The organism is Janthinobacterium sp. SUN176 (assembly GCF_030587335.1).
In the GTDB taxonomy this organism is placed as follows: Bacteria; Pseudomonadota; Gammaproteobacteria; order Burkholderiales; family Burkholderiaceae_D; genus Janthinobacterium; species Janthinobacterium kumbetense.
Genome location: NZ_JAPWIA010000002.1, coordinates 365366 through 387739 on the forward strand (window position 1 = coordinate 365366; position 22374 = coordinate 387739).

Annotated in this window: 25 protein-coding genes and 1 tRNA gene; 17 read left to right on the forward strand and 9 right to left on the reverse strand. The window is 64.8% G+C overall.

Annotation, left to right across the window (positions count from 1 at the left end):
* Window positions 1-85: 85 nt before the first annotated feature.
* The 12 genes from O3299_RS20885 (at window position 86) to O3299_RS20940 (ending at window position 12348) form a co-directional block, all read left to right on the forward strand.
* Window positions 86-1459 carry an ATP-binding protein gene (locus O3299_RS20885; RefSeq protein ID WP_305063116.1) on the forward strand — a complete coding sequence of 458 codons (1374 nt, stop codon included), beginning with the start codon at window positions 86-88 and terminating at the stop codon, window positions 1457-1459.
* Window positions 1456-2313, forward strand: coding sequence for a Flp pilus assembly protein CpaB (gene cpaB, locus O3299_RS20890; protein WP_305063117.1), 858 nt, complete (start codon window positions 1456-1458; stop codon window positions 2311-2313). Before O3299_RS20885 ends, cpaB begins: the two co-directional genes overlap by 4 nt.
* Window positions 2314-2351: 38 nt before the next feature.
* Window positions 2352-3782 carry a type II and III secretion system protein family protein gene (locus tag O3299_RS20895; protein ID WP_251349468.1) on the forward strand — a complete coding sequence of 477 codons (1431 nt, stop codon included), beginning with the start codon at window positions 2352-2354 and terminating at the stop codon, window positions 3780-3782.
* A 16-nt stretch (window positions 3783-3798) separates the two neighbouring features.
* Window positions 3799-4101 carry a hypothetical protein gene (locus O3299_RS20900; protein WP_289899585.1) on the forward strand — a complete coding sequence of 101 codons (303 nt, stop codon included), beginning with the start codon at window positions 3799-3801 and terminating at the stop codon, window positions 4099-4101.
* Entirely contained in the window at window positions 4091-5518 is a 1428-nt protein-coding gene (locus O3299_RS20905; RefSeq protein ID WP_305063118.1) for a pilus assembly protein TadG-related protein, read from the forward strand. The genes O3299_RS20900 and O3299_RS20905 overlap by 11 nt, the downstream gene beginning before the upstream one ends.
* Window positions 5515-5997, forward strand: a complete 483-nt coding sequence (locus O3299_RS20910; protein WP_305063119.1) for a TadE/TadG family type IV pilus assembly protein — start codon at window positions 5515-5517, stop codon at window positions 5995-5997. The genes O3299_RS20905 and O3299_RS20910 overlap by 4 nt, the downstream gene beginning before the upstream one ends.
* A complete protein-coding gene (locus O3299_RS20915; protein ID WP_305063120.1) occupies window positions 5987-6595 on the forward strand; it encodes a TadE/TadG family type IV pilus assembly protein in 609 nt (202 codons plus the stop codon). Before O3299_RS20910 ends, O3299_RS20915 begins: the two co-directional genes overlap by 11 nt.
* Window positions 6596-6647: 52 nt before the next feature.
* A complete protein-coding gene (locus O3299_RS20920; protein WP_305063121.1) occupies window positions 6648-7817 on the forward strand; it encodes an AAA family ATPase in 1170 nt (389 codons plus the stop codon).
* Between the two features lie 50 nt (window positions 7818-7867).
* A complete protein-coding gene (locus O3299_RS20925) occupies window positions 7868-9214 on the forward strand; it encodes a CpaF family protein (RefSeq protein WP_099668285.1) in 1347 nt (448 codons plus the stop codon).
* 10 nt (window positions 9215-9224) lie between these two features.
* Window positions 9225-10202 carry a type II secretion system F family protein gene (locus O3299_RS20930; RefSeq protein WP_099665821.1) on the forward strand — a complete coding sequence of 326 codons (978 nt, stop codon included), beginning with the start codon at window positions 9225-9227 and terminating at the stop codon, window positions 10200-10202.
* Window positions 10203-10321: 119 nt separating this feature from the next.
* Window positions 10322-11260: a type II secretion system F family protein gene (locus O3299_RS20935; RefSeq protein WP_251349463.1), complete on the forward strand. Its 939-nt coding sequence runs from the start codon at window positions 10322-10324 to the stop codon at window positions 11258-11260.
* An 11-nt stretch (window positions 11261-11271) separates the two neighbouring features.
* Window positions 11272-12348 carry a LytR C-terminal domain-containing protein gene (locus O3299_RS20940; RefSeq protein WP_305063122.1) on the forward strand — a complete coding sequence of 359 codons (1077 nt, stop codon included), beginning with the start codon at window positions 11272-11274 and terminating at the stop codon, window positions 12346-12348.
* Window positions 12349-12403: 55 nt separating this feature from the next.
* Here O3299_RS20940 and O3299_RS20945 read toward each other — a convergent pair whose 3' ends face one another.
* Together O3299_RS20945 and O3299_RS20950 are read right to left on the reverse strand one after the other, a co-directional pair.
* Window positions 12404-13408, reverse strand: coding sequence for a PEP-CTERM sorting domain-containing protein (locus tag O3299_RS20945; protein WP_305063123.1), 1005 nt, complete (start codon window positions 13406-13408; stop codon window positions 12404-12406).
* 211 nt (window positions 13409-13619) lie between these two features.
* On the reverse strand, window positions 13620-13994 hold the full coding sequence (locus O3299_RS20950; protein WP_099665817.1) for a hypothetical protein: 375 nt from the start codon (window positions 13992-13994) through the stop codon (window positions 13620-13622).
* A 162-nt stretch (window positions 13995-14156) separates the two neighbouring features.
* On the opposite strand from O3299_RS20950, the gene O3299_RS20955 reads away from it, so the two are divergent.
* Entirely contained in the window at window positions 14157-14468 is a 312-nt protein-coding gene (locus O3299_RS20955) for a hypothetical protein (protein ID WP_099665816.1), read from the forward strand.
* Window positions 14469-14495: 27 nt separating this feature from the next.
* Here O3299_RS20955 and O3299_RS20960 read toward each other — a convergent pair whose 3' ends face one another.
* The 7 genes from O3299_RS20960 to petA all read right to left on the reverse strand — a co-directional run bounded on the left by O3299_RS20960 (window position 14496) and on the right by petA (window position 19232).
* Window positions 14496-14702, reverse strand: a complete 207-nt coding sequence (locus O3299_RS20960; protein ID WP_071325761.1) for a dodecin — start codon at window positions 14700-14702, stop codon at window positions 14496-14498.
* Window positions 14703-14921: 219 nt separating this feature from the next.
* Window positions 14922-14997 (reverse strand) — tRNA-Thr (locus O3299_RS20965).
* Window positions 14998-15023: 26 nt separating this feature from the next.
* Window positions 15024-15536 carry a ClpXP protease specificity-enhancing factor gene (locus O3299_RS20970; RefSeq protein ID WP_099665815.1) on the reverse strand — a complete coding sequence of 171 codons (513 nt, stop codon included), beginning with the start codon at window positions 15534-15536 and terminating at the stop codon, window positions 15024-15026.
* Window positions 15537-15675: 139 nt separating this feature from the next.
* Window positions 15676-16287, reverse strand: a complete 612-nt coding sequence (locus O3299_RS20975; RefSeq protein WP_010394154.1) for a glutathione S-transferase N-terminal domain-containing protein — start codon at window positions 16285-16287, stop codon at window positions 15676-15678.
* A 120-nt stretch (window positions 16288-16407) separates the two neighbouring features.
* Complete coding sequence (locus tag O3299_RS20980) at window positions 16408-17172, reverse strand: cytochrome c1 (RefSeq protein ID WP_251349459.1); 765 nt, start codon at window positions 17170-17172, stop codon at window positions 16408-16410.
* A 36-nt stretch (window positions 17173-17208) separates the two neighbouring features.
* Complete coding sequence (locus tag O3299_RS20985) at window positions 17209-18621, reverse strand: cytochrome bc complex cytochrome b subunit (protein WP_305063124.1); 1413 nt, start codon at window positions 18619-18621, stop codon at window positions 17209-17211.
* Window positions 18622-18623: 2 nt separating this feature from the next.
* The gene (gene petA, locus O3299_RS20990) at window positions 18624-19232 is read right to left on the reverse strand and encodes a ubiquinol-cytochrome c reductase iron-sulfur subunit (protein WP_070258529.1); all 609 of its coding nucleotides are present in this window, start codon (window positions 19230-19232) and stop codon (window positions 18624-18626) included.
* Window positions 19233-19646: 414 nt separating this feature from the next.
* Here petA and mscL point away from each other — a divergent pair, with 414 nt between their 5' ends.
* Genes mscL through O3299_RS21010 form a run of 4 tightly spaced genes read left to right on the forward strand, consistent with a single transcriptional unit; the run spans window position 19647 to window position 22370 of the window.
* A complete protein-coding gene (gene mscL, locus O3299_RS20995; RefSeq protein WP_046681989.1) occupies window positions 19647-20096 on the forward strand; it encodes a large conductance mechanosensitive channel protein MscL in 450 nt (149 codons plus the stop codon).
* A 39-nt stretch (window positions 20097-20135) separates the two neighbouring features.
* A complete protein-coding gene (locus O3299_RS21000) occupies window positions 20136-21296 on the forward strand; it encodes a Do family serine endopeptidase (RefSeq protein ID WP_305053783.1) in 1161 nt (386 codons plus the stop codon).
* Window positions 21297-21317: 21 nt separating this feature from the next.
* The gene (locus tag O3299_RS21005; protein ID WP_230540257.1) at window positions 21318-22010 is read left to right on the forward strand and encodes a DUF2461 domain-containing protein; all 693 of its coding nucleotides are present in this window, start codon (window positions 21318-21320) and stop codon (window positions 22008-22010) included.
* Between the two features lie 15 nt (window positions 22011-22025).
* Window positions 22026-22370, forward strand: coding sequence for a hypothetical protein (locus tag O3299_RS21010; RefSeq protein WP_257218778.1), 345 nt, complete (start codon window positions 22026-22028; stop codon window positions 22368-22370).
* Window positions 22371-22374 lie beyond the last annotated feature (4 nt).

Genomic DNA, 22374 nt, shown 5'->3' on the forward strand with positions numbered 1-22374 from the left:
CATTGCTCTTGATCAATGGGCGCCAGTCTCCGCTCGCTAGAATGAATTCTGTTGAATGCCCTCTTAACCGGCTTGGAGACGCAGCATGACCGAGGTCGACTATTCCCTGAGCACCGAGAGTGCGCCGCGCCCTGCCGACGCGAACCTGATGCCGCCCCTGCCGCCGCAGCCGAAGAGCTTGCGTGAAACGGGACTCGAGCGGCCGCTGGTGGTCGAGCTGATCGCCAAGCTGATGTTTGTGGGCGGCAAGACGCACCTGTCCGCGCTGACGACGCGCTTGCGCCTGTCGATCAATGTCTTGCGCGAAGTGCTCGATTTCATGGTGACGGAGCAGATGGCCGAGGTGGCCTGGCGCGGCGAATCCGATATCGACGTGCAGTACCAGCTGACGGGCGCCGGCAAGCAGCGCGCCAGCGCCTTCCTCGAGCGCTGCGCGTATATCGGCGCCGCTCCCGTCACCCTGGAAGCGTACCGCGCCATGGTGGCGCGCCAGTCGTGGCTGGCGCAGGAACAGCGCGTCGGCAGCGACGACCTGGCCGCCGTGCTGGGGGGCGCCCATGCGGGGCCGGGCATGCTCGACGTGGTCGGCGCGGCCCTGCATTCGGGACGCTCGCTGCTGCTGTACGGTCCGCCCGGCAGCGGCAAGTCGACCCTGGCGCTGCAGCTGGGACAATTGCTGCACGGGCTGGTCGCCGTGCCCTACGCCATCGTCGTTGGCCAGGACATTATCCAGTTGTATGACCCGGCCCAGCACTTGCCGCCCGTGCCGCAGCACGTCAGCCATGCGCGCCAAGCGCTGGAGCGGCGCAGCACGGACATCCGCTGGGTGCTGTGCCAGCGTCCCGTGATCCACGTGGGCGCCGAGCTCGACGCCGGCATGCTGGAGCTGCGCCATGACGCCAGCGGCGGCTGCTACCAGGCGCCGCCCCATGTGCGCGCCAACAATGGCATGCTGATCATCGACGACCTGGGCCGCCAGCGCCTGGGGGCGCAAGAACTGCTGACGCGGCTGATGCAGCCGCTGGCGCGCGGCAGCGACCAGCTGGGCTTGCCCGGCGGCGTGCAGATCAGCGTGCCGTTCGACAATGCCCTCGTGCTGGCCACGAACGTGCCGCCGGACGAGCTGTTTGACGCCGCCTTGCTGCGCCGCATCGGCTACAAGGTGCAGGTGGGGCCGCTGACCGAGAGCGCCTATCGCGCCCTGTTCCGCCAGCAATGCCGGCTGGCCGGCATGGCCATCGACGAGCAAGCCCTGAACCATCTGCTGCAACTGCATGGCGCGCAGGGACGGCCCTTGCTGGCCAGCTATCCGCAGGAATTGCTGGCGCGCATAGGCGACTTCGCCGGCTTTGCCGGCAGCGAGGCGCGCCTGACGGTGGCCGCCCTGGAACAGGCCTGGGGCAGCCTGTTTGCCAGCTGCGACATGCCGGCCGCCAGCCTGTGCGAGCGCATCGCATGAAGAACCGGCGCGCCCTCCTGATGATGGGCCTGGCGGTCGTGCTGGGCCTGCTGGCCGTGCTGCTGGCCTCGCACTGGCTGCTGCGCCAGACGCCGGCCGGCAAGGGCAAGATCGTCGTGGCCGCCAGCGATGTCAACCTGGGCCAGCGCCTGACGCCCGAGATGCTGCGCCTGGCCGAGTGGCCGGCGGAAAGCCTGCCGCAGGGTGCGCTGCAAGACCCGGCCACACTGGCGGGAAGGGTGCTGAAAACCAGCGTGCTGCGCGGCGAGCCCCTGAGCGAGGTCAAGCTGGCGCCGGCCGGCACCCTGGGCGGCCTGTCGGCCCTGATCACGGAAGGGCGGCGCGCCATCACCGTGCGCGTCAACGATGTGATCGGCGTGGCCGGCTTCGCCTTGCCGGGCAACTATGTCGACATCATCGTGAGCACCCAGCAGGATGCCGGCGACCGCGCGTTTCCGCAAAGCCGCAACATTTCCAAGATCGTGCTCGAACGCATCCTCGTGCTGGCCGTGGCGCAGGAAGTGGGGCGCGACGAGACCAAGCCGCGCGTGGTCAATGCGGTGACCCTGGAAGTGACGCCGGAACAGGCGGAAAACCTGGACCTGGCGCGCAGCGTGGGCAGCCTGTCGCTGGTGCTGCGCAACCAGGTCGACCCGCAGCCGGGCGTGACGGCGGGCGCCACCAAGCTGACCCTGCTGGGCGGACCGCACGAAGCCGAGCCGGCTCCTCCTGCCGCCGCGCCCGTGCTGGCCGCCGCGCCGCGTCCCGTGCGCGTGGCGAAGGCGCCGCCGGCGCCGCAGCGCCTGTGCAGCGGCGTCATCGACGGGACGCGCCAGTCGCGCGAATGTTTTTAGCCTTTTGGCCTTTGCCTTGCTCAACCATGGACACGCTCATGAACCGCGCCCTGCTGATAATGTTCTGCCTGCTGTCGCCGCTTGCCGGCGCGGCGGCCGATCCTGGCCCGCGCTGCGGCGGCGAAGCGGCTTCGCCCGGCCACTTGCAGCTGCAGGTGGGCAAGTCGAGCATGCTGCGCCTGCCCGAGGCGGTGCAGCAGCGCAGCGTCGGCAATCCGGCCGTGGTGCAAGCCATGCTGGTCGCGCCCGACACCTTGTACGTGGTCGGCGTCGACGTGGGCAGCACGAATATGATCATCCAGGGACGCAGCGGCGTGTGCAGCGTGGTGAACGTCAGCGTCAGCATGGACCCGGCCGGCCTGCAAACGACCCTGGCGGCGCTGATGCCGGAAGAAAAAGCCATCCGCGTCACGGCCGTGGCCGATACCCTGGTGCTGTCGGGCACGGTGCAAGATGCGGGCGCCGTGCTGCGCGCCGTCGAGCTGGCGCACGCCTACGTGCGCCGCGCCACGGTCGCGCTGGCGCTGCCCAAGCCGGCCGATGGGGCCGCCATGCCGCCCGCCGCCACGGCGCCCGCCGGCGGCGCGGGCAGCGCGCACAGCCGCATCATCAACATGCTCGACGTCAGCGCGCCGCAGCAGGTGATGCTGGCCGTGCAGATTGCCGAAGTGTCGAAGTCCCTGCTGGAGCGGCTGGAAGTGGGCGCCACCCTGCGCCTCGCGTCCGGCAGCTGGGCCACCACCTTGCTGTCGAACTTCCTCAGCGGCACGGCGAATGGCTTGCTCGACGTGCGCAAGTCGAATGGCCGCCAGCAGCTGACCATCGAGGCGCAGAAACAGGATGGCCTGGTGCGCATCCTGGCCGAACCGACGGTGATGGCGATCAGCGGGCAAGAGGGCAGTTTTCTGGCCGGCGGCAAGATCTTCATTCCCGTCGGCCAGGACAACAACAAGATCACCCTGGAAGAGCGCGAATACGGCGTCGGCCTGCGCTTCACGCCCACCGTGCTGTCGGGCGGGCGCATCAATCTGAAGGTGGCGCCGGAAGTGTCGGAACTGTCGCGCGAGGGCGTGGGCATTTCCGCCGCCGGCGTCAGCGGGCGTTCGATCTTGCCCGTCATCACCACGCGGCGCGCCTCGACCACGGTGCAGCTGTACGACGGCCAGAGCTACGCCATCGGCGGCTTGATCAAGAATAACCAGGTGAGCAACATCACGGGTGTGCCCTGGCTCAGCGAAGTGCCCATCCTCGGTGCGCTGTTTCGCAGCACGGATTTCCAGCACGACCGCACGGAATTGCTGTTCGTCATTACCGCGCACCTGGTCAAACCCTTGCCGGCCGATGCCGTGCTGCCGACGGCGCAGCTGGCGCCGCCTTCGCGCATGGACTTGATGTTGGGCGGCAAGATGGAGGGCGCGCCGCCGTCCGTGCCGCCGCCGCGCGCGGCCAACGGTTTCGAGTTGAAATGAGACGGGGAGATACGCCATGCCGAACTCGCTCTTGACGTCGCTGCGCCGCTGCGCCGCCCTGGTCCTGGCCGTGCAGCTGGCCGCCTGCGCGCACGGCAGCACGCCGCAGCTGGACCGGCGTTTCGGCGACGCCGTGCGCCTGTCCATGGCGCAGCAGGTGCGCGATCCGGCCGGCGCGGGCAATCGCCGGCCGGCCGATGGCCTCGACGGACCCAGCGCGCACGCCGTCATGCAGCGCTACCGCGCCTCGTTCGCCGAACCGAATGCCCAGGCGCCGCAACCGGTGCAATTCATGCTGGGAGGCGGCAGTGGCAAATAGACGCCAGCACCAGCGCGGGGCGATGCTGATCGCCTTTTCCATCCTGCTCATCGTGGTGCTGGGCTTTATCGGCCTGGCGCTCGATGTGGGGCAAGTCATCGGCCGCAAGACGGAGCTGCAGAACCTGGCCGACAATGCGGCGATGGCGGCCGCCGCGGAACTGGTGGGCACGCCCGAGGGCTTGCTCGTCGCCGTGGAAAAAGCCAAGGGCAGTGCGGCCGACCGCAGCGCATGGCGCCGCCGCATGCAGGGCGCGACTTTGTCGGACGCCAGCATCCGCTTCGCCAGTACGCCCGACGCGCCTGCCAGCGGCTGGCATGCGGCTGGCGCCGTGCCCGACGCCGCCACGGCGCTGTTCGTGCGCGTCGATACGCAGGCCAATACACCCTCGCTGGGACGGGTGGCGACGGCATTTCTCGGCGCCTGGTCGCCGGCGCTGCGCACCCTGGACACGGGCGCGCGCGCCGTGGCGGGGCGCACCAGCTTGCGCCTGATGCCGCTGGCCATCTGCGCGCTGTCGGCCAGCGCGGCCAGTCCGCGCACGAATGCGGCGCTGCTGCCGGCCGTCGAGTTGCTGGAATATGGCTTTCGCCGCGGCGTGGCGTATAACCTGTTAAAACTCAATCCGCATGGCCCCGCGGCTGAACACTTCGTGCTCAATCCGCTGGGTCAGCCGGGCGTGGTGGGGCCGTCGCAGCAGGTCGGCGAAGCGAGCGTGCTGCCGTTCGTCTGCAGCGGCACGGTGCTGTATCCGCGCATCGGCAGCGCCCAGGTGCATGTGCACCGGCCTTTTCCCGCCGCGCTGTGGACGGCCTTCAACGCGCGCTTCAACCAGCATGCGGGCAGCGGCTGCCATGCCGTCACGGCGCCGCCCGACACGAATATCCGCGCCTATCCGAATACGGCCCCGAGCTGGTGGATGATGAACACGCCCGACGCGCCGAGCGCCCTGAGCACGGGCAACCCGCTGCTGTCCGTGGCCGATCCGGAATCGAACGCGACGCCGCCCGCCGTCGGCAGTTATGGACCGCTGTGGTCGTTTTCCAGGGCGGCCAGGTACAGCAACCCGAAGCCGGCCGGCGGCTATCTGCCGTTTGCCACCAGCGACTGGCCCAGGCTGTATCCGGCCAGCCCGGCCGCGCCGGCCGCCAAGTCCGGCTACCCTGCCACGCCGCCCTACCAGACGCTGGGCTTCCAGACGGCGCCGACCGGCAACACGGGCGTGGCGCAGCGTCGGCTGCTGCACATTCCCCTGCTGGCCTGCCCCGTGCCGGCGGGCAGCGACGTGCTGGCGCGGGTGCGCGGCATCGGCCGCTTCTTCATGACGGCGCCGGCCGGCAATGGCGTCCTGAGCGCCGAATTTGACGGGCTGGTGGACGAGGGCACGCTGGCCGGCCCCGCGGAGCTGCTGCAATGAGGCCGCTCCGCCGCGCCGCGCGGCGCCAGGGCGGCGTCGCCGCCATCGAGCTGGCGCTGATCCTGCTGTTTTTCATGGCGCTGCTGCCCTTCGTGCTGCTGTTCGGCCGCGCGCTGCTGGTGTACACGGCCCTGCAAAAAAGCGCGCACGATGCGGCGCGCTACATGGCGACCATGCCGCTGCCGCAGATGGGCAGCATCGGCACGGCGAACCAGGGCGCCGCCCTGGCCCGGCAGATGGTGGTCGAGGCGATGGAGGAAAGCTGGCCGGGCATGGAGGCCGCCAGGGTCAACGTGGACTGCGTGTATGCCGACGATTCCTATGGCTGCGGCAGCTACGCGACGGCGCCGCTGCAGGTGCGCATCAAGGTCACCGTCGACATGCCGGTCGATTTCCTGCCTGCGCTGACCCGCAAGTGGCTGCCGCAACTGGCGCCGATCCCGCTGCGCGCCAACGCGACATTGCGCTATGTCCATTAACCCGCACCTCCGCCGGCAGCGCCAGCGCGGCGTCTTCGCCGTCGAATTCGCCATGCTGGCGCTGCTGTTCTTCCTGTTCCTGTTCGCCATGCTGGAAGTGGCGCGCGCCGTGTACATGTGGAACATGGTGCATGAAATTACCCGGCGAGCGGCGCGCGCCGCCGCCGTCACCGATTTCAGCGATGCCGCCGCCCTGCAAGCCGTGCGCACGCACGCCGTGCTGCGCGCCACGCCGGGCACGCTGCCGCTGGGCGGCGGCCTCGGCGACGCGCATGTGCGCATCGACTATCTGTCGGAGAGCGCTGGCGGCGCCGCGCTGGCGGTACTGCCGGTGACGGTGCTGCCGGGTTGCCCGCAGCGCAACCGCATCAATTGCCTGGACGATCCGCACGGCGCCAGCTGCATCCGCTTCGTGCGCGCACGCCTGTGCCAGCCCGGCGTCGGCGCGCGCTGCGAGCGCGTGCCGTACCGGCCCATCCTGCCGCTGCTGGGGATGATGTTTCCCTCCGGCGCAGGCGCCATACGTTTGCCCAGCGGGACCACCATGGCGGTGGCCGAATCGCTGGGGTATGCGGACAATCCCGGCTTTTGTCCATGAGCGCCAGTGCGTCGGCGCAGCCGAATGTAATGCCTTGAATGAAGGAGGGGTGATGAAAGCCTTGATGATTACCCGCGACGCCAGCCTGCACGATGAAATCGCGGCGCAAGGCGCGGCCCGCATGCCCGTGCTGCGGCTGCTGGACCGGCGCAGCGGCTTGCGCGACGCCGTCGAGCGCATGCTGCCCGAAGCGCCCGAGCTGGTGATCGTCGACGCCAGCGGCATCGATGCCGACGAAGCCGACCTGCTCGAGCGCCTGGCGCGCCAGTATCCGCTGGCCGTGCTGATGCTGCTCACGCGCGGCCAGCAGCAGGATGTGCTGATTCGCGCCATGCGCGCCGGCATGCGCGAAGTGCTGCAGCTGCCGCTGGTGCACAAGGCCTTCCACGAAGCGATGGACCGGGTCGATATCCAGGCCGGCGTGACGCAGATGCGCGACGGCAAAGTGCTCGCCTTCATCTCGTGCAAGGGCGGCAGCGGCGCCACCTTCCTGTCGACGAATTTTTCCTACGCGCTGGCCAGCCTGGCCGGCTGCAAGGTGCTGCTGATCGACCTGCACGGCCAGTTCGGCGACGCCACTCTGTATGTCTCGGACCAGAAGCCGGCCATGACCCTGTCCGACATCTGCGCGCAGATCGCGCGCATGGACGGCGCCTTTCTCGCCTCGTGCCTGGTGCACATCACGTCGAACTTCGGCGTGCTGGCGGCGGCCGACGACCCGGCGCACAAGGTCGACATGCAGCCCGAGCACATGGACCGCATCCTGGCCGTGGCGCGCCAGCACTACGATTACATCGTGCTCGACGTGGGACGCCAGATCGATGCGCTGTCGCTGCGCGCGCTCGACAACGCCGACGCGATCTATCCGGTGCTGCAGCTGGCCTTGCCCGACATCCGCGACGGGCGCCGCCTGCTCGACATCTTCCGCTCGCTCGGCTATCCGGGCGAGCGCTTGCGCCTGATCGTCAACCGCTATGAAAAGGGTGGCCGGTTGCGCCTGGCGGACCTGGAGCAGGCGCTGGGCGCGGAAGTGGTGCACACGGTGCCCAACGATTACATCGCCGCCACCGATTCCGTCAACCAGGGCATTCCGCTGCTGCAGCTGTCGCGCACCAGCGCCGTGGCGCGCAGCCTGGCCGAACTGGTGGAACTGGTGACGGCGCGCCGCGTGACGGAAAGCCGCGGCCTGTTCGACCGCCTGTTCAGCCGCAGCGAGGCTTAGGGCAGGAAGAGATGTCAAGGCTCCCGCCGGGAGCCATCATGGGAGCCGAGATGACTTTACGCGAACGCCTGGCGGCGAATGAAACGGTGCGCCCCGCCACGAATGGACAAGGGGCGCTGGCGCTGCACGCCTACCAGGAACTGAAAAAGACCATGCACCAGACGATACTCGACCGTATCGACCTGGAACGCCTGAAACGCCTGACGGCCGAACAGTTCAAGCACGAGCTGGCGCTGCTGGTGCAGCGCGTGATCGAGGAAGAGCGCATCGTCCTGAACCAGCACGAGCGGCATAGCCTGGTGCTCGACATCCAGCACGAGATGCTGGGCTTCGGCCCGCTGGAACCGTTGCTGGCCGATGCCAGCGTGTCCGATATCCTCGTCAACACCTGCGACAAGGTGTATGTGGAGCGGGGCGGGCGGTTGCAGTTGACGGACGTGACCTTCCACGACAATGCGCACCTGATGAAGATCATCGAAAAGATCGTCTCGCGCGTGGGACGGCGGGTCGACGAATCGAGCCCGATGGTCGACGCGCGCCTGCCGGACGGCTCGCGTGTGAACGCCATCATTCCGCCGCTGGCCGTCGATGGCCCGATCCTGTCGATCCGGCGCTTTGCCGTGCAGCCTTTGAGCATCGCCAACCTGCTCGACTATAAAAGCCTGACGCCGCCCATGGTGCAGGTGCTGCAGGCGCTGGGGCAGGCCAAGGTCAACATCCTGATCTCGGGCGGCACGGGCAGCGGCAAGACGACCCTGCTCAACGTGCTGTCCGGCTTCATTCCCGGCAGCGAGCGCATCGTCACCATCGAGGATGCGGCCGAACTGGCGCTGCGCCAGCCGCACGTGGTGCGCCTGGAAACGCGCCCGCCGAATATCGAGGGCAAGGGAGAAGTGAGCCAGCGCGCGCTGGTGCGCAATGCGCTGCGCATGCGGCCCGACCGCATCATCCTGGGCGAGGTGCGCGGCGCCGAGGCGCTCGACATGCTGCAGGCGATGAATACGGGGCATGAAGGGTCGCTGGCGACCATCCACTCGAACACGGCGAGGGATGCGCTGGCGCGGCTGGAAAACATGGTCGGCATGGCCAGCGTGAACCTGACGCCACGCGCCACGCGCCAGCAGATCTGTTCGGCCGTGACGGTGGTGATGCAAGTGTCGCGCCTGACGGATGGCGCGCGCAAGCTGGTCAGCCTGCAGGAAGTGACGGGCATGGAGGGCGACATCATCGCCATGCATGAAATCTTCCGCTTCGAGCAGACGGGCGTCGATGCCGCGGGCAAGGTGCTGGGCCACTTTTGCGCCACCGGCGTGCGGCCCCGTTTCACGGAACGCTTGCGCATGTTCGGCGCGCCCGTGCCCGATACGGTGTTCGACCCGGACCGCATCTACGAATAAAGGAAGCATCATGGACCTGGTGTTCTACGGCTTTGCCGTGCTGCTGTTCGCCGCCTGCATCCTGATGGTGGAAGGCGCCTGGCTGTGGTGGGCGGGCACGCACGGCAGCGCGGCGCGGCGCATCAACCGGCGCTTGCGGCTGATGGCGGCGCGCGGCGAGGCCGGCGGCGAGCGGGTTTCCATCCTCAAGCAGCGCCGCTATGCGCGCTCGCCTGGCCTGGAGCGCTGGCTGCGGCGCCTGCCGCAGGCGGCAAAGCTCGACCACCTGCTGCTGCAATCGGGCTTGTCCTGGTCGGTGGCGCAGTTCCTGGGCGGCGCGGGTGGCTTGCTGCTGCTGGCGCTGCTGTGGCTGGCCATCTGGCCCATGCCGCTGCCGGGCGCCTTGCTGCTGCTGGGCGTGGCGGGCGGCGGGCCGTGCATGGTCGTGCTGCGCGCGCGCGCGGCGCGGCTGAAAAAGATCGAGGCGCAATTGCCGGAAGCGGCCGATTTCCTGGCCCGCGCGCTGCGCGCCGGGCACTCGTTTTCGAACGTGCTGCAGATGGTGGGCGATGAACTCAATGAGCCGATCAGCGGCGAATTCAAGATGGCGCACGAAGAGATCAATTACGGCGTGCCGATGAACGAGGCGCTGCAAAACCTGGCCGCGCGCATCCCGCTGACGGATTTGCGCTACCTCGTCATCGCCGTGCTGGTGCAGCGCGAATCGGGCGGCAATCTGGCCGAAGTGCTGGTCAGCATCGCGCGCATCATCCGCGCCCGTCTGAAGCTGCTGGGGCAGGTGCGCGTGCTGTCGGCCGAGGGGCGCATGTCGGCCTGGGTGCTGGGGCTGATGCCGGTGGTGATGATCGGCGTGATGGCGCTGGTCAACCCGCAATACATCAGCCTGCTGTGGACGGATCCCAGCGGCATCAAGCTGCTGTGGTACGCGGCCGGCATGGTGGCGCTGGGTGTCGTGTGGATGCGCAACGTCATTCGCATCCGCATCTAAGAGATCGCCTGAAAAAAAGTCCATGGCGTTGTTGCATCGCCTTGTCGTACTGTCGTACTGCCTTCGGCGACACGCCTGGCCCTGAACGTTTTGTCAGTCGATCAATCGGAGGAAATGCCATGACTGGCCCGCAACTGCTGTTCCTGTTGATCGTCTTCGCCGTGGTGGTGGCGCTGGCCCTGCTGGCGTGGCTGATCTTCTTTCCCGGCGCCTTGCGCCAGCGCCTGTTCGGTGCCATGGCGCCGGCCGCCAGCGAGGCGGTGGCCGACACGGGCTGGGTGGAGCGCGTGGCGCGCGTGGCGCAGCCGTTCAGCAAGCTGTCGCTGCCGGAAGAGGGCTGGGAGCGCTCGCCGCTGCGCACGCGCTTCATGAACGCGGGCTGGCGCCAGGCCAGCGCGCCGGCCCTGTACTTTGCCGCGAAAACCGTGCTGGCCCTGCTGTTTCCCACCGTGCTGGGGCTGTACGCTGCCAGTGCGATGGCGGCGCAACTGCGCAGCGTGCTGCTGTTGCTGCTGTGCGTCAGCGCCACCGTCGGCTATTACCTGCCGAACCTGGTGCTGGCCAGCACGGCCAAGCGGCGCCAGCGCGACATCTTTGAAAACATCCCCGACGCGCTCGACTTGCTGACCGTGTGCGTGGAAGCGGGCCTGAGCCTGGAGCGCGCGCTGGTGAAGGTGTCGGGCGAAATCCACATCAAAAGCGTGGTGCTGGCGCAGGAATTGCAACTGGTGCTGATGGAAATGCGCGCCGGCTTTTCCAAGGAAAAGGCGCTGCGCAACCTGGCCTTGCGCAGCGGCGTGGAAGATGTCGACACCCTTGTCGCCATGCTGATTCAATCGGAACGCTTCGGTACCAGCATGGGCGATTCGCTGCGCGTGCACTCGGAAAACCTGCGCGGCAAGCGCAGCCTGCTGGCCGAGGAGGCGGCCGCGAAGATCGCCCTGAAACTGCTGTTCCCGCTGATCTTTTGCGTCTTTCCCACCCTCATGCTGGTGCTCATGGGGCCGGCCGTGATCGAAGTCTATCGCGTGCTCGTGCCGGCCATGGCCAACCGCTGAAAGGAGCTACCATGCGCTTGACGATTTCCCGCCTGGCCACCGCCTGTGCCTGCCTGGGCCTGGCCGCCTGTACCACGCCGCCGGCCCACGCGCCGTTGCCGCAGTGGCCGGATGCCGATGCCGCCTATGCGGCGGGGCGCCAGCATTTCGAGCGGGGCGACCTGCCGGCCGCGCAAGCGGCCTATGCGCAAGCCTTGCGCGCCGCGCCGCGCCATGTGAATGCGCGCAACGGCCTGGCCGTGCTGCACGCGCAGCGGGGCGAGCACGATGCGGCGATCGCCCAGTGGCTGGCCCTGACGCAGGAAGCAGGTGCGCCGCAGCCGCAACAGGCGTATCTGTTCAGCAATCTCGGTCGCGCCTACTATTTGCGCGGGCGCGATGCGCAAGCGTTGACTGCGCTGGAGCAGGCGTGTCTGCTCGATCCGCTCAATGCGCTGGCCTGGCAGCACCTGGCGCAAGTGCTCGAACGGCTGGGACAGCACGCGCGCGCGGCCGTCATGCGGCGCCAGGCGCAGAGCCTGCAGGAACACGATTTACGGAGCGACATGGCCGTCTTGCGCAACGCGGCGCCGCCGCCGGGCGTGCCCGCGGCCGCGCCGCTGCCGGATGCGCCCGCCATGGCCCGCATCGAGATCACGCAAGGCGACGGCATGGCCCGCTTGCAGCGCGTGCCGGCCGCCGCGCGCAGCGTGCCCGTTGTCACGGCCGAGCGGTCCATGCCGGCTCCTGCCGTGCCCCGCCCGCGCCTGGAAATTGTGAATGGCAACGGCGTGCCTGGCCTGGCCGCCGCCCTGGCGCGCAGCCTGGCCGGCGCTCCCGTACAAGTGGTGCGCCTGGCCAATGAAACCGGCTTCCAGGTGGCGCGCACGCGCGTCGAGTACCGGCCCGCGCAGGAGCAGGCGGCGCGCCAGCTGGCCCGTCAGTTGGGGACGCAGGTGCAAACCCAAGTAGAAACCCAGGCCGGCGACTGCCCCGCCAGCGAGCTGCGCCTGGTACTGGGGCGCGACTTGAGCGATCCGGCCATGCTGCACCGCTATTATCTGCAGCAATTGCAGCTGGCGCGCCAGGCGTTGGCGCGGCTCGGTTAAAACGTCTTGACCGGCATGAAAAACACGCGGCGCCTTGGCGGGCGCCGCGTGTTTTTCATGTTGCGGATGATTGCGGCTGGCGGCGCCGCGTAAAAGCCAGGGCCGCCAATCCCATGCCCAGCAGGAACAGCGTGCCCGGTTCCGGTACCGCAAGCGGCGGATCGATGACGACGATATCGGTGCGCGTCGACTTGGAAAAATTCAGGGTATAGCTGCCGGCCGGCAGGGCGAAATTCGAGGTCAGGGAAAACATCGCGAAGCCATTCGTGAAGGCGCGTCCGGTGGCCGGGTCATTCGTGCCGGCCGTCATGTTCAGGCTGAACGGGTCGAGGCTGCCGGCGCCATGGTTGCCATTGATGTCGCTGCCATTATTGGCATCGCCATCGGGCGCGAACTGGAAGATCACGCCATCGGCGTTCGCGTGCGACAGGCAGCCGGCGGGGCTGGAACTGTTGCACGAGATATTGAAGATATCCATGATCGACACGTTCGACTTGTCGCCCATGGTCGTCACGCTGGTGCGCAGGTCGCGCCGTCCCATGAAGCTGAAGGTGATGAAGCCGGCGCTCGACAGGGTCAGGTTGACGGAGCCGGTCAGCGTGTCGCCGGCCGTGGCCGTGGCGGCGCCGATCGTGTTGCGCTGTGCTTCCGCCACGGCGCTCACGCTGGCGCCGCCATTGAGCATGTTGCCGAAGGCATGCGCATCGCCGCGGGCAAATTCCAGGGTGGAACTGGGGCTGGGGGCGTAGTGGTTTTGCGGCAAGCCGCTGCAGCCGCCGCCCGAGCACACTTGCGGCACGTCGGCGTTGGCGGCCGGGCCCGTATTGACGGCGCGCGGATTGACGGCCACGCCGCCTTCGAAAAAAGCGCTGTCGCTGGCATTGCGGTTGGCGCCGGCCAGCGACAGCGCGCCGGCGCTGGTGGTGATGCGGAAATTGTTCAACTCATTGACGGCCAGGCCGTACGCGCCGGCCTGCGCCTGGCCGCTGGCCAGCAGGCTCGCCGCCGCCAGTGCGCCCAGCCAGCCCAGGGTCTTGCTTCGTGTGTGATCAAGGTTCATCGCAGCCTCTTGTCGTGGTCAGTCTCGGAAAATCCGGGGGACAAAGAATCCAGAATGACTTGCCTGGATTCATCTCGTAGACAGGGATAAGCAGCTTGCGTGCCACACAAAAATATCACAAGAAATCAAGTGCTTGCACAAAGCGGACTGAGCTGGATGAAGTGAAGTGTAAGAAAGGCCGACGCCGCTTGGCGGGCGCCGTCGGCCTGCCTCAGGTGCCCCGGTGATAACCCAGGTGGCCGCCCGAATTGCGTGCGCAGCCGCAACCGATGCGCGCCACTTCCTCGCCTTCCGTCAATTTCCAGTTGGTAATCGTCGTGTGGTTCCAGTCGATGTCGCTTTTCTTGACAGGTTTGACCGTCAAGATGCGTGCTTCCGCATCCGTGTACTCCATCAGCTCTTCGTCGTCGGCGATGTCGAAATGGCGGTGGATCAGGGAAATGCCGAAGCGGTCGAGTGCGCCGTAGCGTTGCAGCACGTCGCGCAGCTCGCGAAAGCAGGCGAGATCGTCGGGCAGCAGCGGATTGACGGCGGAAATATCGGCGACGGGTTGCCATTGCATGGCGTGGATGTTCAGGCTGTGCATGATAGGCTCCTGTGCCCCATGATGATAGGCCCAGGCTGCCGGAGGGGCGCCGGCACGCCTGGCGAAATGCCCATCGTGGACGCAACGCCGCTGCGGCGCTTGCGCCGTATCAAAGGTGCGGCACATCGCCTCTCGTCCGATCATTGCCCGGTAAAATAGGCCATGGCAAACAAAACCCCCACCTTCCCCGGCGCGCGCACCGGCCGCGGCCAGGTCCTGGCCGTGCTGCTGTCGAATAGCGACCAGTCCGGCGCCGAACCGCTGCAAGGCCGCGTCTCGCTGGCCGCCATCGTCAAGGCATTGAAACGCAAATACCACTGGCCGATCGAGACGCACAGTTTTCCCGCCAACACGCAGGATGGCCGCGCCAGCTGGGCGACCGTCTACAGCTTGCCGGACAAGGTCATCGAGACCGCGCTGGAGGCCGGCGGCCGGGAGTGGCTGGAGAGCCGGGGAGCGGCCGGGCGGCGCTGAGCGCGTCGCTCGCTTTACTCGATCCCTTTATTCGAGCCGGAAGCCGACCTTGAGCGTGACCTGGAAGTGCGCCACCTTGCCATCGACGATATGGCCGCGCGAATCGGTCACTTCATACCAGTCCATGTGCTTGACCGTCAGCGCCGCCTTGGCAATGGCGTCGCGTATCGCCTGATCGCTGCTCTCGGTCGACGTGCCGACCAGCTCGATCAGCTTGTAAGTGTGTGCGGACATGATATTTCCCCAGGTAGGCAAGCCAGACATCGGGAGCCTGCTTTGCGCAAGCACGTGCTCATCTTGCGCCTAAATGTGCGGGACGTCATGGCGCGGTGCAGCAATGCGTCAACCTGGATGACGATGCGTGCCAGTGTTCCGGATGGCTTCCGCGGGCGTGGGAAAAGAAAAAAGGGCTACCAGCCGAAGCGGGTAACCCTTTGATTTACTGCTGAATTCTGGTGCCGACTGCCGGTTTCGAACTGGCCACCTGATGATTACAAATCAACTGCTCTACCAAATGAGCTAAGTCGGCAAAAACTGCGCGTTGCGAATTATACGCTATTTAATGCGTGTCAGGGTCGGGCGGCCGCCTTTTTTTGGTGGCTCGTCGTCGCCTGGCGTGGCGCTGTCGCGTTGTTCGGGGGAGCTGGTCGGCACGGACGACAGGGTGGGACCGCTGGCGGCGGGGGCGAGCACGGGTGGCGGGACGTCGGCGGAGGCCGGGCTGTCCGTCGGTTGCGCGTCCGGGTCATCGTTGCCCAGCACGGGCTCGAAAGCCATGCCCTGGCCGTTTTCGTTGGCGTAGATGGCCATCACGTTGTCGACCGGCACGTAGATTTCGCGCGAGACGCCGCCAAAGCGGGCGTGGAAGCGGATGGCGTCGTTGTCCATCTTCAGGCCGCTGGTGGCGCCGAAGCTGATGTTGAGCACGATTTCGCCCTTTTTCACGTATTCCATCGGTACCGTGGTGCGCGAATCGACTTTGACCGCGAGATAAGGCGTGTAGCCGCTGTCGGTGCACCACTCGTAGATGGCGCGCAGCATATAAGGTTTGGTTGAGATTTCAGACATGGTAGGCACGGTGAGGCGGGAGCGCCCCCGTCAGCATGAGGCGGGCGCACCGGTAGTTCAAAAGACTGGGACAGCGCAAAAAGCAACTTTACCACATGCCCCAAGATATCCCGGCAGGCGCGGCCTGCCGGGATTATCTTTAGCGGCGCATGACCTTTTCGGAAGGGGTCAATGCCTCGATGTACGCAGGACGCGAGAAGATGCGTTCGGCGTATTTCATCAGCGGTGCGGCCGTCTTCGACAATTCGATGCCGTAGTGGTCCAGGCGCCACAGCAGCGGCGCGACGGCCACGTCGAGCATCGAGAATTCGTCGCCCAGCATGTACTTGTTTTTCAGGAACAGCGGCGCCAGGGTCGTCAGGCGGTCGCGGATTTCCGCGCGTGCCTTGTCGTGGGCCTTGTCGTTGCTCTTGGCGCGTTCGCTTTCCAGCACGTGCACGTGCACGAACAGTTCTTTTTCGAAATTGAACAGCATCAGGCGCGCGCGGGCACGCATCAGCGGATCGGCCGGCATCAGTTGCGGATGCGGGAAGCGCTCATCGATGTACTCGTTGATGATGTTCGATTCATACAGGATCAGTTCGCGTTCGACCAGGATAGGCACCTGGCCGTACGGATTCATGGTCGAAATGTCTTCCGGTTTGTTGAACAGGTCGACGTCGCGCACTTCGAAGTCCATGCCTTTTTCAAACAGGACCAGGCGGCAGCGTTGCGAAAATGGGCAGGTTGTACCCGAATAGAGAACCATCATTTTTTATAGTTCCTTAGAAACAAAGGGGGTGAAGCCGCGAACGGCTCACCCCAGGTCGCTTGTCCACTCATGCGGACAACGCAGAAACAGGCATAAACCGGCCTATGGCCGGCGCCTCACTTATTTGACTTCCTTCCAGAACGACGCGTTAAGGCGCCATGCCAGCAGAGCAAAGACCGACAGGAACAGCAGCACCCACACGCCCAGGCGCTTGCGTGTCTGCTGTGCCGGTTCGGCCATCCACTCCATGTAGCCGACCAGGTCGGCTACCGCATTGTCATACTCGATCTTGTTCAACGTACCTGGCTTGACCTGCTCGAAGCCGGCAAATTTGTGGATCTTCTTGCCAGCTTCGTGCGGATCATTCTCTTCCACGAACTTGGCAGACTGGACACCTTGCAATTCCCATAATACATGCGGCATGGCAACATTCGGCACGACCATGTTGTTCCAGCCGGTCGGACGAGTGTCGTCTTTATAGAACGTACGCAGGTAAGTATACAGGTAGTCGCCGCCTGTGCCAGCGGAAGATGATTTCGCGCGCGAAATTACCGACAAATCCGGCGGTACGACGCCAAAGAAGGCCTTGGCGTCCTGCGGTGCCAGGCTCGTCGTCATCAAGTCGCCGACTTTATCGCCGGAGAACAACAGATTCTGCTTGATCTGGTCTTCCGTCAAGCCCAGGTCGCGCAGGCGGTTGTAGCGCATCGACACGGCGGCGTGGCAATTCAGGCAATAATTGACGAACAATTTGGCGCCATGTTGCAGCGCTGCCATGTTGGTCTGGCGGTCAGGAGCCTTGTCCAGCGGAAAGCCGCCTTCGCTGGCGAGAGCCATGGCGGGCACGAGGGCCAGGATGGCGAGCAGTTTTTTTGCAATCTTCATATGATGTATGTCCTTTGAGCGTGGCGTGAGAGCGGCTTAGTGCGGGTGAAACGTCACACGCGACGGCACGGTCTTGAACTTGCCCATTGCACTCCACCATGGCATCAACAGGAAGAAGCTGAAGTAAATCAGGGTGCACACTTGCGACACGATGGTCTTCGTATCCGTTGGCGCCTGGGTCCCGAGGTAGCCGAGGATCAGGAACGACAGGCCGAAGATGGCGTACACATATTTGTGCCAGTTCGGACGGTAGCGTATCGATTTCACGGGGGAATGGTCGAGCCATGGCAGGAACGCCAGGATCACGACGGAACCGCCGAAGAACACCACGCCCCAGAATTTCGCGTCCAGCACCTGCGGCAGCATGCCGATGATGGCGACGATGGCGATGCCGGCGATGATGGATTTGACCGTCGTCGACAGGCGCGACTTGAGCCAGATGAACACCACGTAGGCAGCCACGACACCCATCAGCACGTACATGAAGTCGGCCGTGGTGGCGCGCAGCACCGAATAGAACGGCGTGAAGTACCAGGTTGGCGCGATGTGCAGCGGGGTCTTCAGCGAATCGCCGGGCAGGAAATTGTTGTATTCCAGGAAATAACCGCCCATTTCCGGCGCGAAGAAGACGACGGCGCTGAAAATGACGAGGAAGATCGAGACGCCGAACAAATCGTGCACGGTGTAGTACGGATGCGATGGAATCGAATCGACCGGGTGGCCGTCGGCGCCCAGGTTTTCCTTCACTTCGATGCCGTCCGGATTGCTCGAACCGACTTCATGCAGGGCGATCAAGTGCGCTGCAACCAGGCCCAGCAGTACCAGCGGGATGGCGATCACGTGGAAGGCGAAGAAGCGGTTCAGGGTCGCGTCGGAGACGACGTAGTCGCCGCGGATCCACAGCGACAGGTCAGGGCCGATCAGCGGGATGGCGCCAAACAGGTTGACGATCACTTGTGCGCCCCAGTACGACATCTGGCCCCATGGCAACAGGTAGCCGAAGAACGCTTCGGCCATCAGGCACAGGAAGATGGCGAAACCGAACAGCCAGATCAGTTCACGTGGCTTGCGGTACGAGCCGTACAGCAGGCCGCGCGTCATGTGCAGATAGACGATGATGAAGAAGGCCGAGGCGCCCGTCGAGTGCATGTAGCGCACCAGCCAGCCCCACGGCACTTCGCGCATGATGTACTCGACGGAATTGAAGGCCAGGGCCGCATCCGGTTTGTAGTGCATGGTCAGGAAGATGCCGGTGACGATCTGCAGTACCAGCACCAGCATGGCCAGCGAACCGAAGATGTACCAGAAGTTGAAGTTTTTCGGGGCGTAGTACTTGCCCCATTGATCGTTCCACAGCTTGGTCAGGGGAAAGCGGTCATCGACCCAGCCCAGCGCTTTTTCGGCGACGGGAGCGTCTGCCGGGAATTTCGTTTCTTTGAAAGCAGCCATGATCAAGCCTCGCCTTTCTCGTCTTTACCTATCAGCAATTTGGTGTCGCTCAGGTACATATGGCGCGGCACTTGCAGGTTGTCCGGCGCCGGCTTGTTCTTGAACACGCGGCCAGCCATGTCGAAGGTGGAGCCGTGGCAAGGGCACAGGAAGCCGCCTTCCCAGTCATCGGGCAGCGACGGTTGCGGGCCGGGGGTAAATTTCGAGGAAGGGGAGCAGCCCAGGTGGGTGCAGATGCCGACGGCGACGAGAATTTCAGGCTTGATGGAGCGCGCCTCGTTCATGCAGTACGGCGGCGTGAATTCGGCGGGATTGCGTTGGGAATTGGCATCGGCGACCTTGCCATCGGTTTGCTTGAGCGACGCGATCATTTCCGGCGTGCGCTTCAGGATCCAGACCGGCTTGCCGCGCCATTCGACGGTGCGCATTTCGCCGGGTTGCAAGGTGGTGATGTCTACTTCGACCGGCGCGCCAGCCGCTTTCGCGCGCTCCGACGGCTGGAAGGTGCTTACCAAGGCTCCCGCGGTTGCCAATCCAACTACACTGCCCGCCGCGCACGTGGCGACGAGCAAGCCGCGACGGCCTGAATCGACCTGCTTTTCGTTACTCATGCAAACCCCAATCAGTCAAAATGCGAATCTTTATTATGAGTGGCAGCCGCGAAAAACCCGTCGCCGAAGTTCTTTCCCACTGATTGCCGCAACCCGCATCTTTGTACGGTAAAGTGGCAACATCCCTGCGGAACTTCGGACTATGGCGCAGCCCATGCCAGTTTCTTGTTGATTATCCGGAAGCGAAAAAGCCGCTTCTGGCAACCGCAAATTATAAGTGAAGCAAACAACGAATAAAACAAAAACGTTGCTTGTACCATAATTTATATACTTTTGCAGGAGGTGGCTAGTTCTTTCGAACTAGATGCGCGCGGCTGTGCCGGAATTGGTCTCGCCGGCAACCACAAGTTGGTGTGCCCGGGAATCAATAGTATGATCGGCATGTTTTTTATACATATCCGAAGGAGAAATTTCATGGCAATGATGCAAGAATTTAAAGAATTTGCAATGAAGGGTAACGTCGTCGATCTGGCGGTCGGTGTCATTATCGGTGGTGCCTTCGGCAAGATTGTCGATTCCCTGGTGCAAGACGTGATCATGCCGCCTATCGGCCGCATTTTCGGCGGCCTCGATTTCGCCAATTACTACCTGCCCCTGAATGGCCAGGCGACGACCCTGACCCTGGTGGAAGCGAAAAAGGCGGGCGCCGTGCTGGCCTACGGCAATTTCCTCACCATTTTGCTCAATTTCGTCATTCTGGCCTTCATCATCTTCCAGATGGTGCGCCTGATGAACAAGGCCCGCCGCAGCGAACCAGTCGCGCCGGCGCCGGCACCGGCCACGCCGGAAGACATCGTGCTGCTGCGTGAAATCCGCGACTCCCTGCAGAAGAACGGACAGAATAGCAACGATCTGGCAAAATAAGTCGTTCCGGCACCGGCCGGCTGACCTGGGTGGAGTGTTATGCGACGATTCTGGTTATTGTTTGCGCAAACCGTGACGATCGCGTTGGCGCTGTACTTTGTGTACGGCGCGCTGCGCCCGGCCAGCCGGGTACAGCAACTGGGTTCTCCCTCCAAGCCGGTGCCCGTGGTGGAAACGGCGTCCAGCAGCCTGGCGCCCGGTTCCTACCGCGACGCGGCGGCGCGCGCCATGCCCGCCGTCGTCAACATCCTCACCCTGCAAGTACCCAAGCGCGGCGCCCATCCGCTGGCGCGCGATCCCTTCTTCAAACGTTTCTTCGGCGACCGCGACCCGGACGGCGAGGATGACGACGACTTGAAAAACAGCCTCGGTTCGGGCGTCATCGTCAGCCATGAAGGCTATGTGCTGACCAACAACCACGTGGTCGAAGGCGCCGACGAAATCGAAGTCGTGCTCACGGATGGCCGCAAGGCGCCCGCCAAGGTGGTGGGCCTGGACCCGGAAACGGACCTGGCCGTGATCAAGATCAACCTCGACAAGCTGCCCGTGATCGTGCTGGGCCAGTCGGAACTGGCGCGCGTGGGCGATGTGGTGCTGGCCATCGGCAACCCCTTCGGCGTGGGCCAGACGGTGACCATGGGCATCATCTCCGCCTTGGGCCGCAACAACCTGCACATCAACAGCTTTGAAAATTTCATTCAGACGGATGCGGCGATTAACTTCGGCAATTCGGGCGGCGCCCTGGTCGATACGCGCGGCAACTTGATCGGCATCAATACGGCGATTTACTCGCAAAGCGGCGGCTCCGTCGGCATCGGCTTCGCCATTCCCGTCTCGACGGCGAAAACCGTGATGGAAGCCATCATCAAGGATGGCCACGTGGTGCGCGGCTGGATCGGCGTGGAAACGCAGGACATCACGCCCGAGCTGGCGCAAAGCTTCAACTTGCAGCGCAGCAGCGGCGCCATCATCGCCGGCGTGGTGCGCAACGGCCCGGCCGACAAGGCGGGCATCGTGCCCGGCGACATCCTGCTGACGGTGGAAGGCAAGCCCGTGGGCGACACGACGGAAATGCTGAACCTGATCGCCCAACTGCCGCCCGGCGGAAAAGCTAAAATGACGGTGCTGCGCAAGAATCGCGAAGCGGCGCTCGACGTGATGGTGGGCAAGCGCCCCCTCCCGAAAGAGCTTTCCAAATAGTTGCTGATCGGAATTTGACACATGCATGTGCGTGATTTGACCCAATTTTTACGTGAACTGAGCGACAACAACAACCGTCCCTGGTTTGTCATGAACAAGCCCCGTTACGACATCCTGCGCGAGGAATTTCTCGCGCTGGTGACGTCACTCATTGCTGAGCTGGGCAAGTTCGACCCGGCCGTGAAGTACTGCAATCCGAAGAAGGCCTTGTTCCGCATCAACCGCGACGTGCGTTTCGCCCACGATAAAAGCCCGTATAAGACGCGCTTTTCGGCCGCCATCGCGCCGAACGACATGCGCCGTCCCAGCAAGGCGGGCGGTCCCACGTATTACCTGCAGATCGATGGCCAGGGCAACTTGCTGTTCGGCGCCGGCGAATACATGCCGCCGCCAGGCCGCCTGAAGGCGCTGCGCGAACACATGGTCAACGACGCGCCAGGGTTTTCCAAAGTGTTGAAAAATAAGCGTTTGAAAGCCCGTTTCGGCACCATCCAGAACGAGGGCAAGCTGCAGCGCCCGCCCAAGGGTTTCGAGGCGGACGCCGAACATATCGAATTCATCAAGCTGAAGAGCTTTTTTGTCTGGACCGAAATACCGCTGCCCGTGAACGCCCCCGAGAAACTGCTGCCGACCCTGGCGGAAGGCTTGAAGGATGCGTGGCCGCTGGTCGAGTGGATGCGCGGCGCGAAAGAGCCGGAGGAAGTCACCGAGTAATTGCGGAAGGAGCACATGATGGCACTGGAACACGCAAGTTCAGGACAGGTGATCGAGGTGCTGCGCAGGGACGGCGACGACCTGTCGCAGTTTTCCGCCATCGCGCTGGCCAAGACGGATGAGCTGGAACTGATCCGCATGTGCATGCCCAAGGGCAAGACCATGCCCGAGCATCATGTGCTCGGCGAAATCACCTTGCTGTGCCTGCAGGGGCAGGTGGCGGTGACGGCGCATGGCGGCGTGCACCTGCTGGGGCCGGGGCAGATGCTGTACCTGCTCGGCGGCCAGGCGCACGCTTTGGCCGCGCGCGAAGACAGCCTGTTATTACTGACCATACTCATGCACAAGGCGGGACGCTAGGTTT

Bases quoted from the DNA above. Each gene is read 5' to 3' on its own strand.
- O3299_RS20885 (WP_305063116.1), top strand. From the start codon at position 86: ATGACCGAGGTCGACTATTCCCTGAGCACCGAGAGTGCGCCGCGCCCT.
- cpaB (WP_305063117.1), top strand. From the start codon at position 1,456: ATGAAGAACCGGCGCGCCCTCCTGATGATGGGCCTGGCGGTCGTGCTG.
- O3299_RS20895 (WP_251349468.1), top strand. From the start codon at position 2,352: ATGAACCGCGCCCTGCTGATAATGTTCTGCCTGCTGTCGCCGCTTGCC.
- O3299_RS20900 (WP_289899585.1), top strand. From the start codon at position 3,799: ATGCCGAACTCGCTCTTGACGTCGCTGCGCCGCTGCGCCGCCCTGGTC.
- O3299_RS20910 (WP_305063119.1), top strand. From the start codon at position 5,515: ATGAGGCCGCTCCGCCGCGCCGCGCGGCGCCAGGGCGGCGTCGCCGCC.
- O3299_RS20915 (WP_305063120.1), top strand. From the start codon at position 5,987: ATGTCCATTAACCCGCACCTCCGCCGGCAGCGCCAGCGCGGCGTCTTC.
- O3299_RS20920 (WP_305063121.1), top strand. From the start codon at position 6,648: ATGAAAGCCTTGATGATTACCCGCGACGCCAGCCTGCACGATGAAATC.
- O3299_RS20925 (WP_099668285.1), top strand. From the start codon at position 7,868: ATGACTTTACGCGAACGCCTGGCGGCGAATGAAACGGTGCGCCCCGCC.
- O3299_RS20930 (WP_099665821.1), top strand. From the start codon at position 9,225: ATGGACCTGGTGTTCTACGGCTTTGCCGTGCTGCTGTTCGCCGCCTGC.
- O3299_RS20935 (WP_251349463.1), top strand. From the start codon at position 10,322: ATGACTGGCCCGCAACTGCTGTTCCTGTTGATCGTCTTCGCCGTGGTG.
- O3299_RS20940 (WP_305063122.1), top strand. From the start codon at position 11,272: ATGCGCTTGACGATTTCCCGCCTGGCCACCGCCTGTGCCTGCCTGGGC.
- O3299_RS20945 (WP_305063123.1), bottom strand. From the start codon at position 13,408: ATGAACCTTGATCACACACGAAGCAAGACCCTGGGCTGGCTGGGCGCA.
- O3299_RS20950 (WP_099665817.1), bottom strand. From the start codon at position 13,994: ATGCACAGCCTGAACATCCACGCCATGCAATGGCAACCCGTCGCCGAT.
- O3299_RS20955 (WP_099665816.1), top strand. From the start codon at position 14,157: ATGGCAAACAAAACCCCCACCTTCCCCGGCGCGCGCACCGGCCGCGGC.
- O3299_RS20960 (WP_071325761.1), bottom strand. From the start codon at position 14,702: ATGTCCGCACACACTTACAAGCTGATCGAGCTGGTCGGCACGTCGACC.
- O3299_RS20970 (WP_099665815.1), bottom strand. From the start codon at position 15,536: ATGTCTGAAATCTCAACCAAACCTTATATGCTGCGCGCCATCTACGAG.
- O3299_RS20975 (WP_010394154.1), bottom strand. From the start codon at position 16,287: ATGATGGTTCTCTATTCGGGTACAACCTGCCCATTTTCGCAACGCTGC.
- O3299_RS20980 (WP_251349459.1), bottom strand. From the start codon at position 17,172: ATGAAGATTGCAAAAAAACTGCTCGCCATCCTGGCCCTCGTGCCCGCC.
- O3299_RS20985 (WP_305063124.1), bottom strand. From the start codon at position 18,621: ATGGCTGCTTTCAAAGAAACGAAATTCCCGGCAGACGCTCCCGTCGCC.
- petA (WP_070258529.1), bottom strand. From the start codon at position 19,232: ATGAGTAACGAAAAGCAGGTCGATTCAGGCCGTCGCGGCTTGCTCGTC.
- mscL (WP_046681989.1), top strand. From the start codon at position 19,647: ATGGCAATGATGCAAGAATTTAAAGAATTTGCAATGAAGGGTAACGTC.
- O3299_RS21000 (WP_305053783.1), top strand. From the start codon at position 20,136: ATGCGACGATTCTGGTTATTGTTTGCGCAAACCGTGACGATCGCGTTG.
- O3299_RS21005 (WP_230540257.1), top strand. From the start codon at position 21,318: ATGCATGTGCGTGATTTGACCCAATTTTTACGTGAACTGAGCGACAAC.
- O3299_RS21010 (WP_257218778.1), top strand. From the start codon at position 22,026: ATGATGGCACTGGAACACGCAAGTTCAGGACAGGTGATCGAGGTGCTG.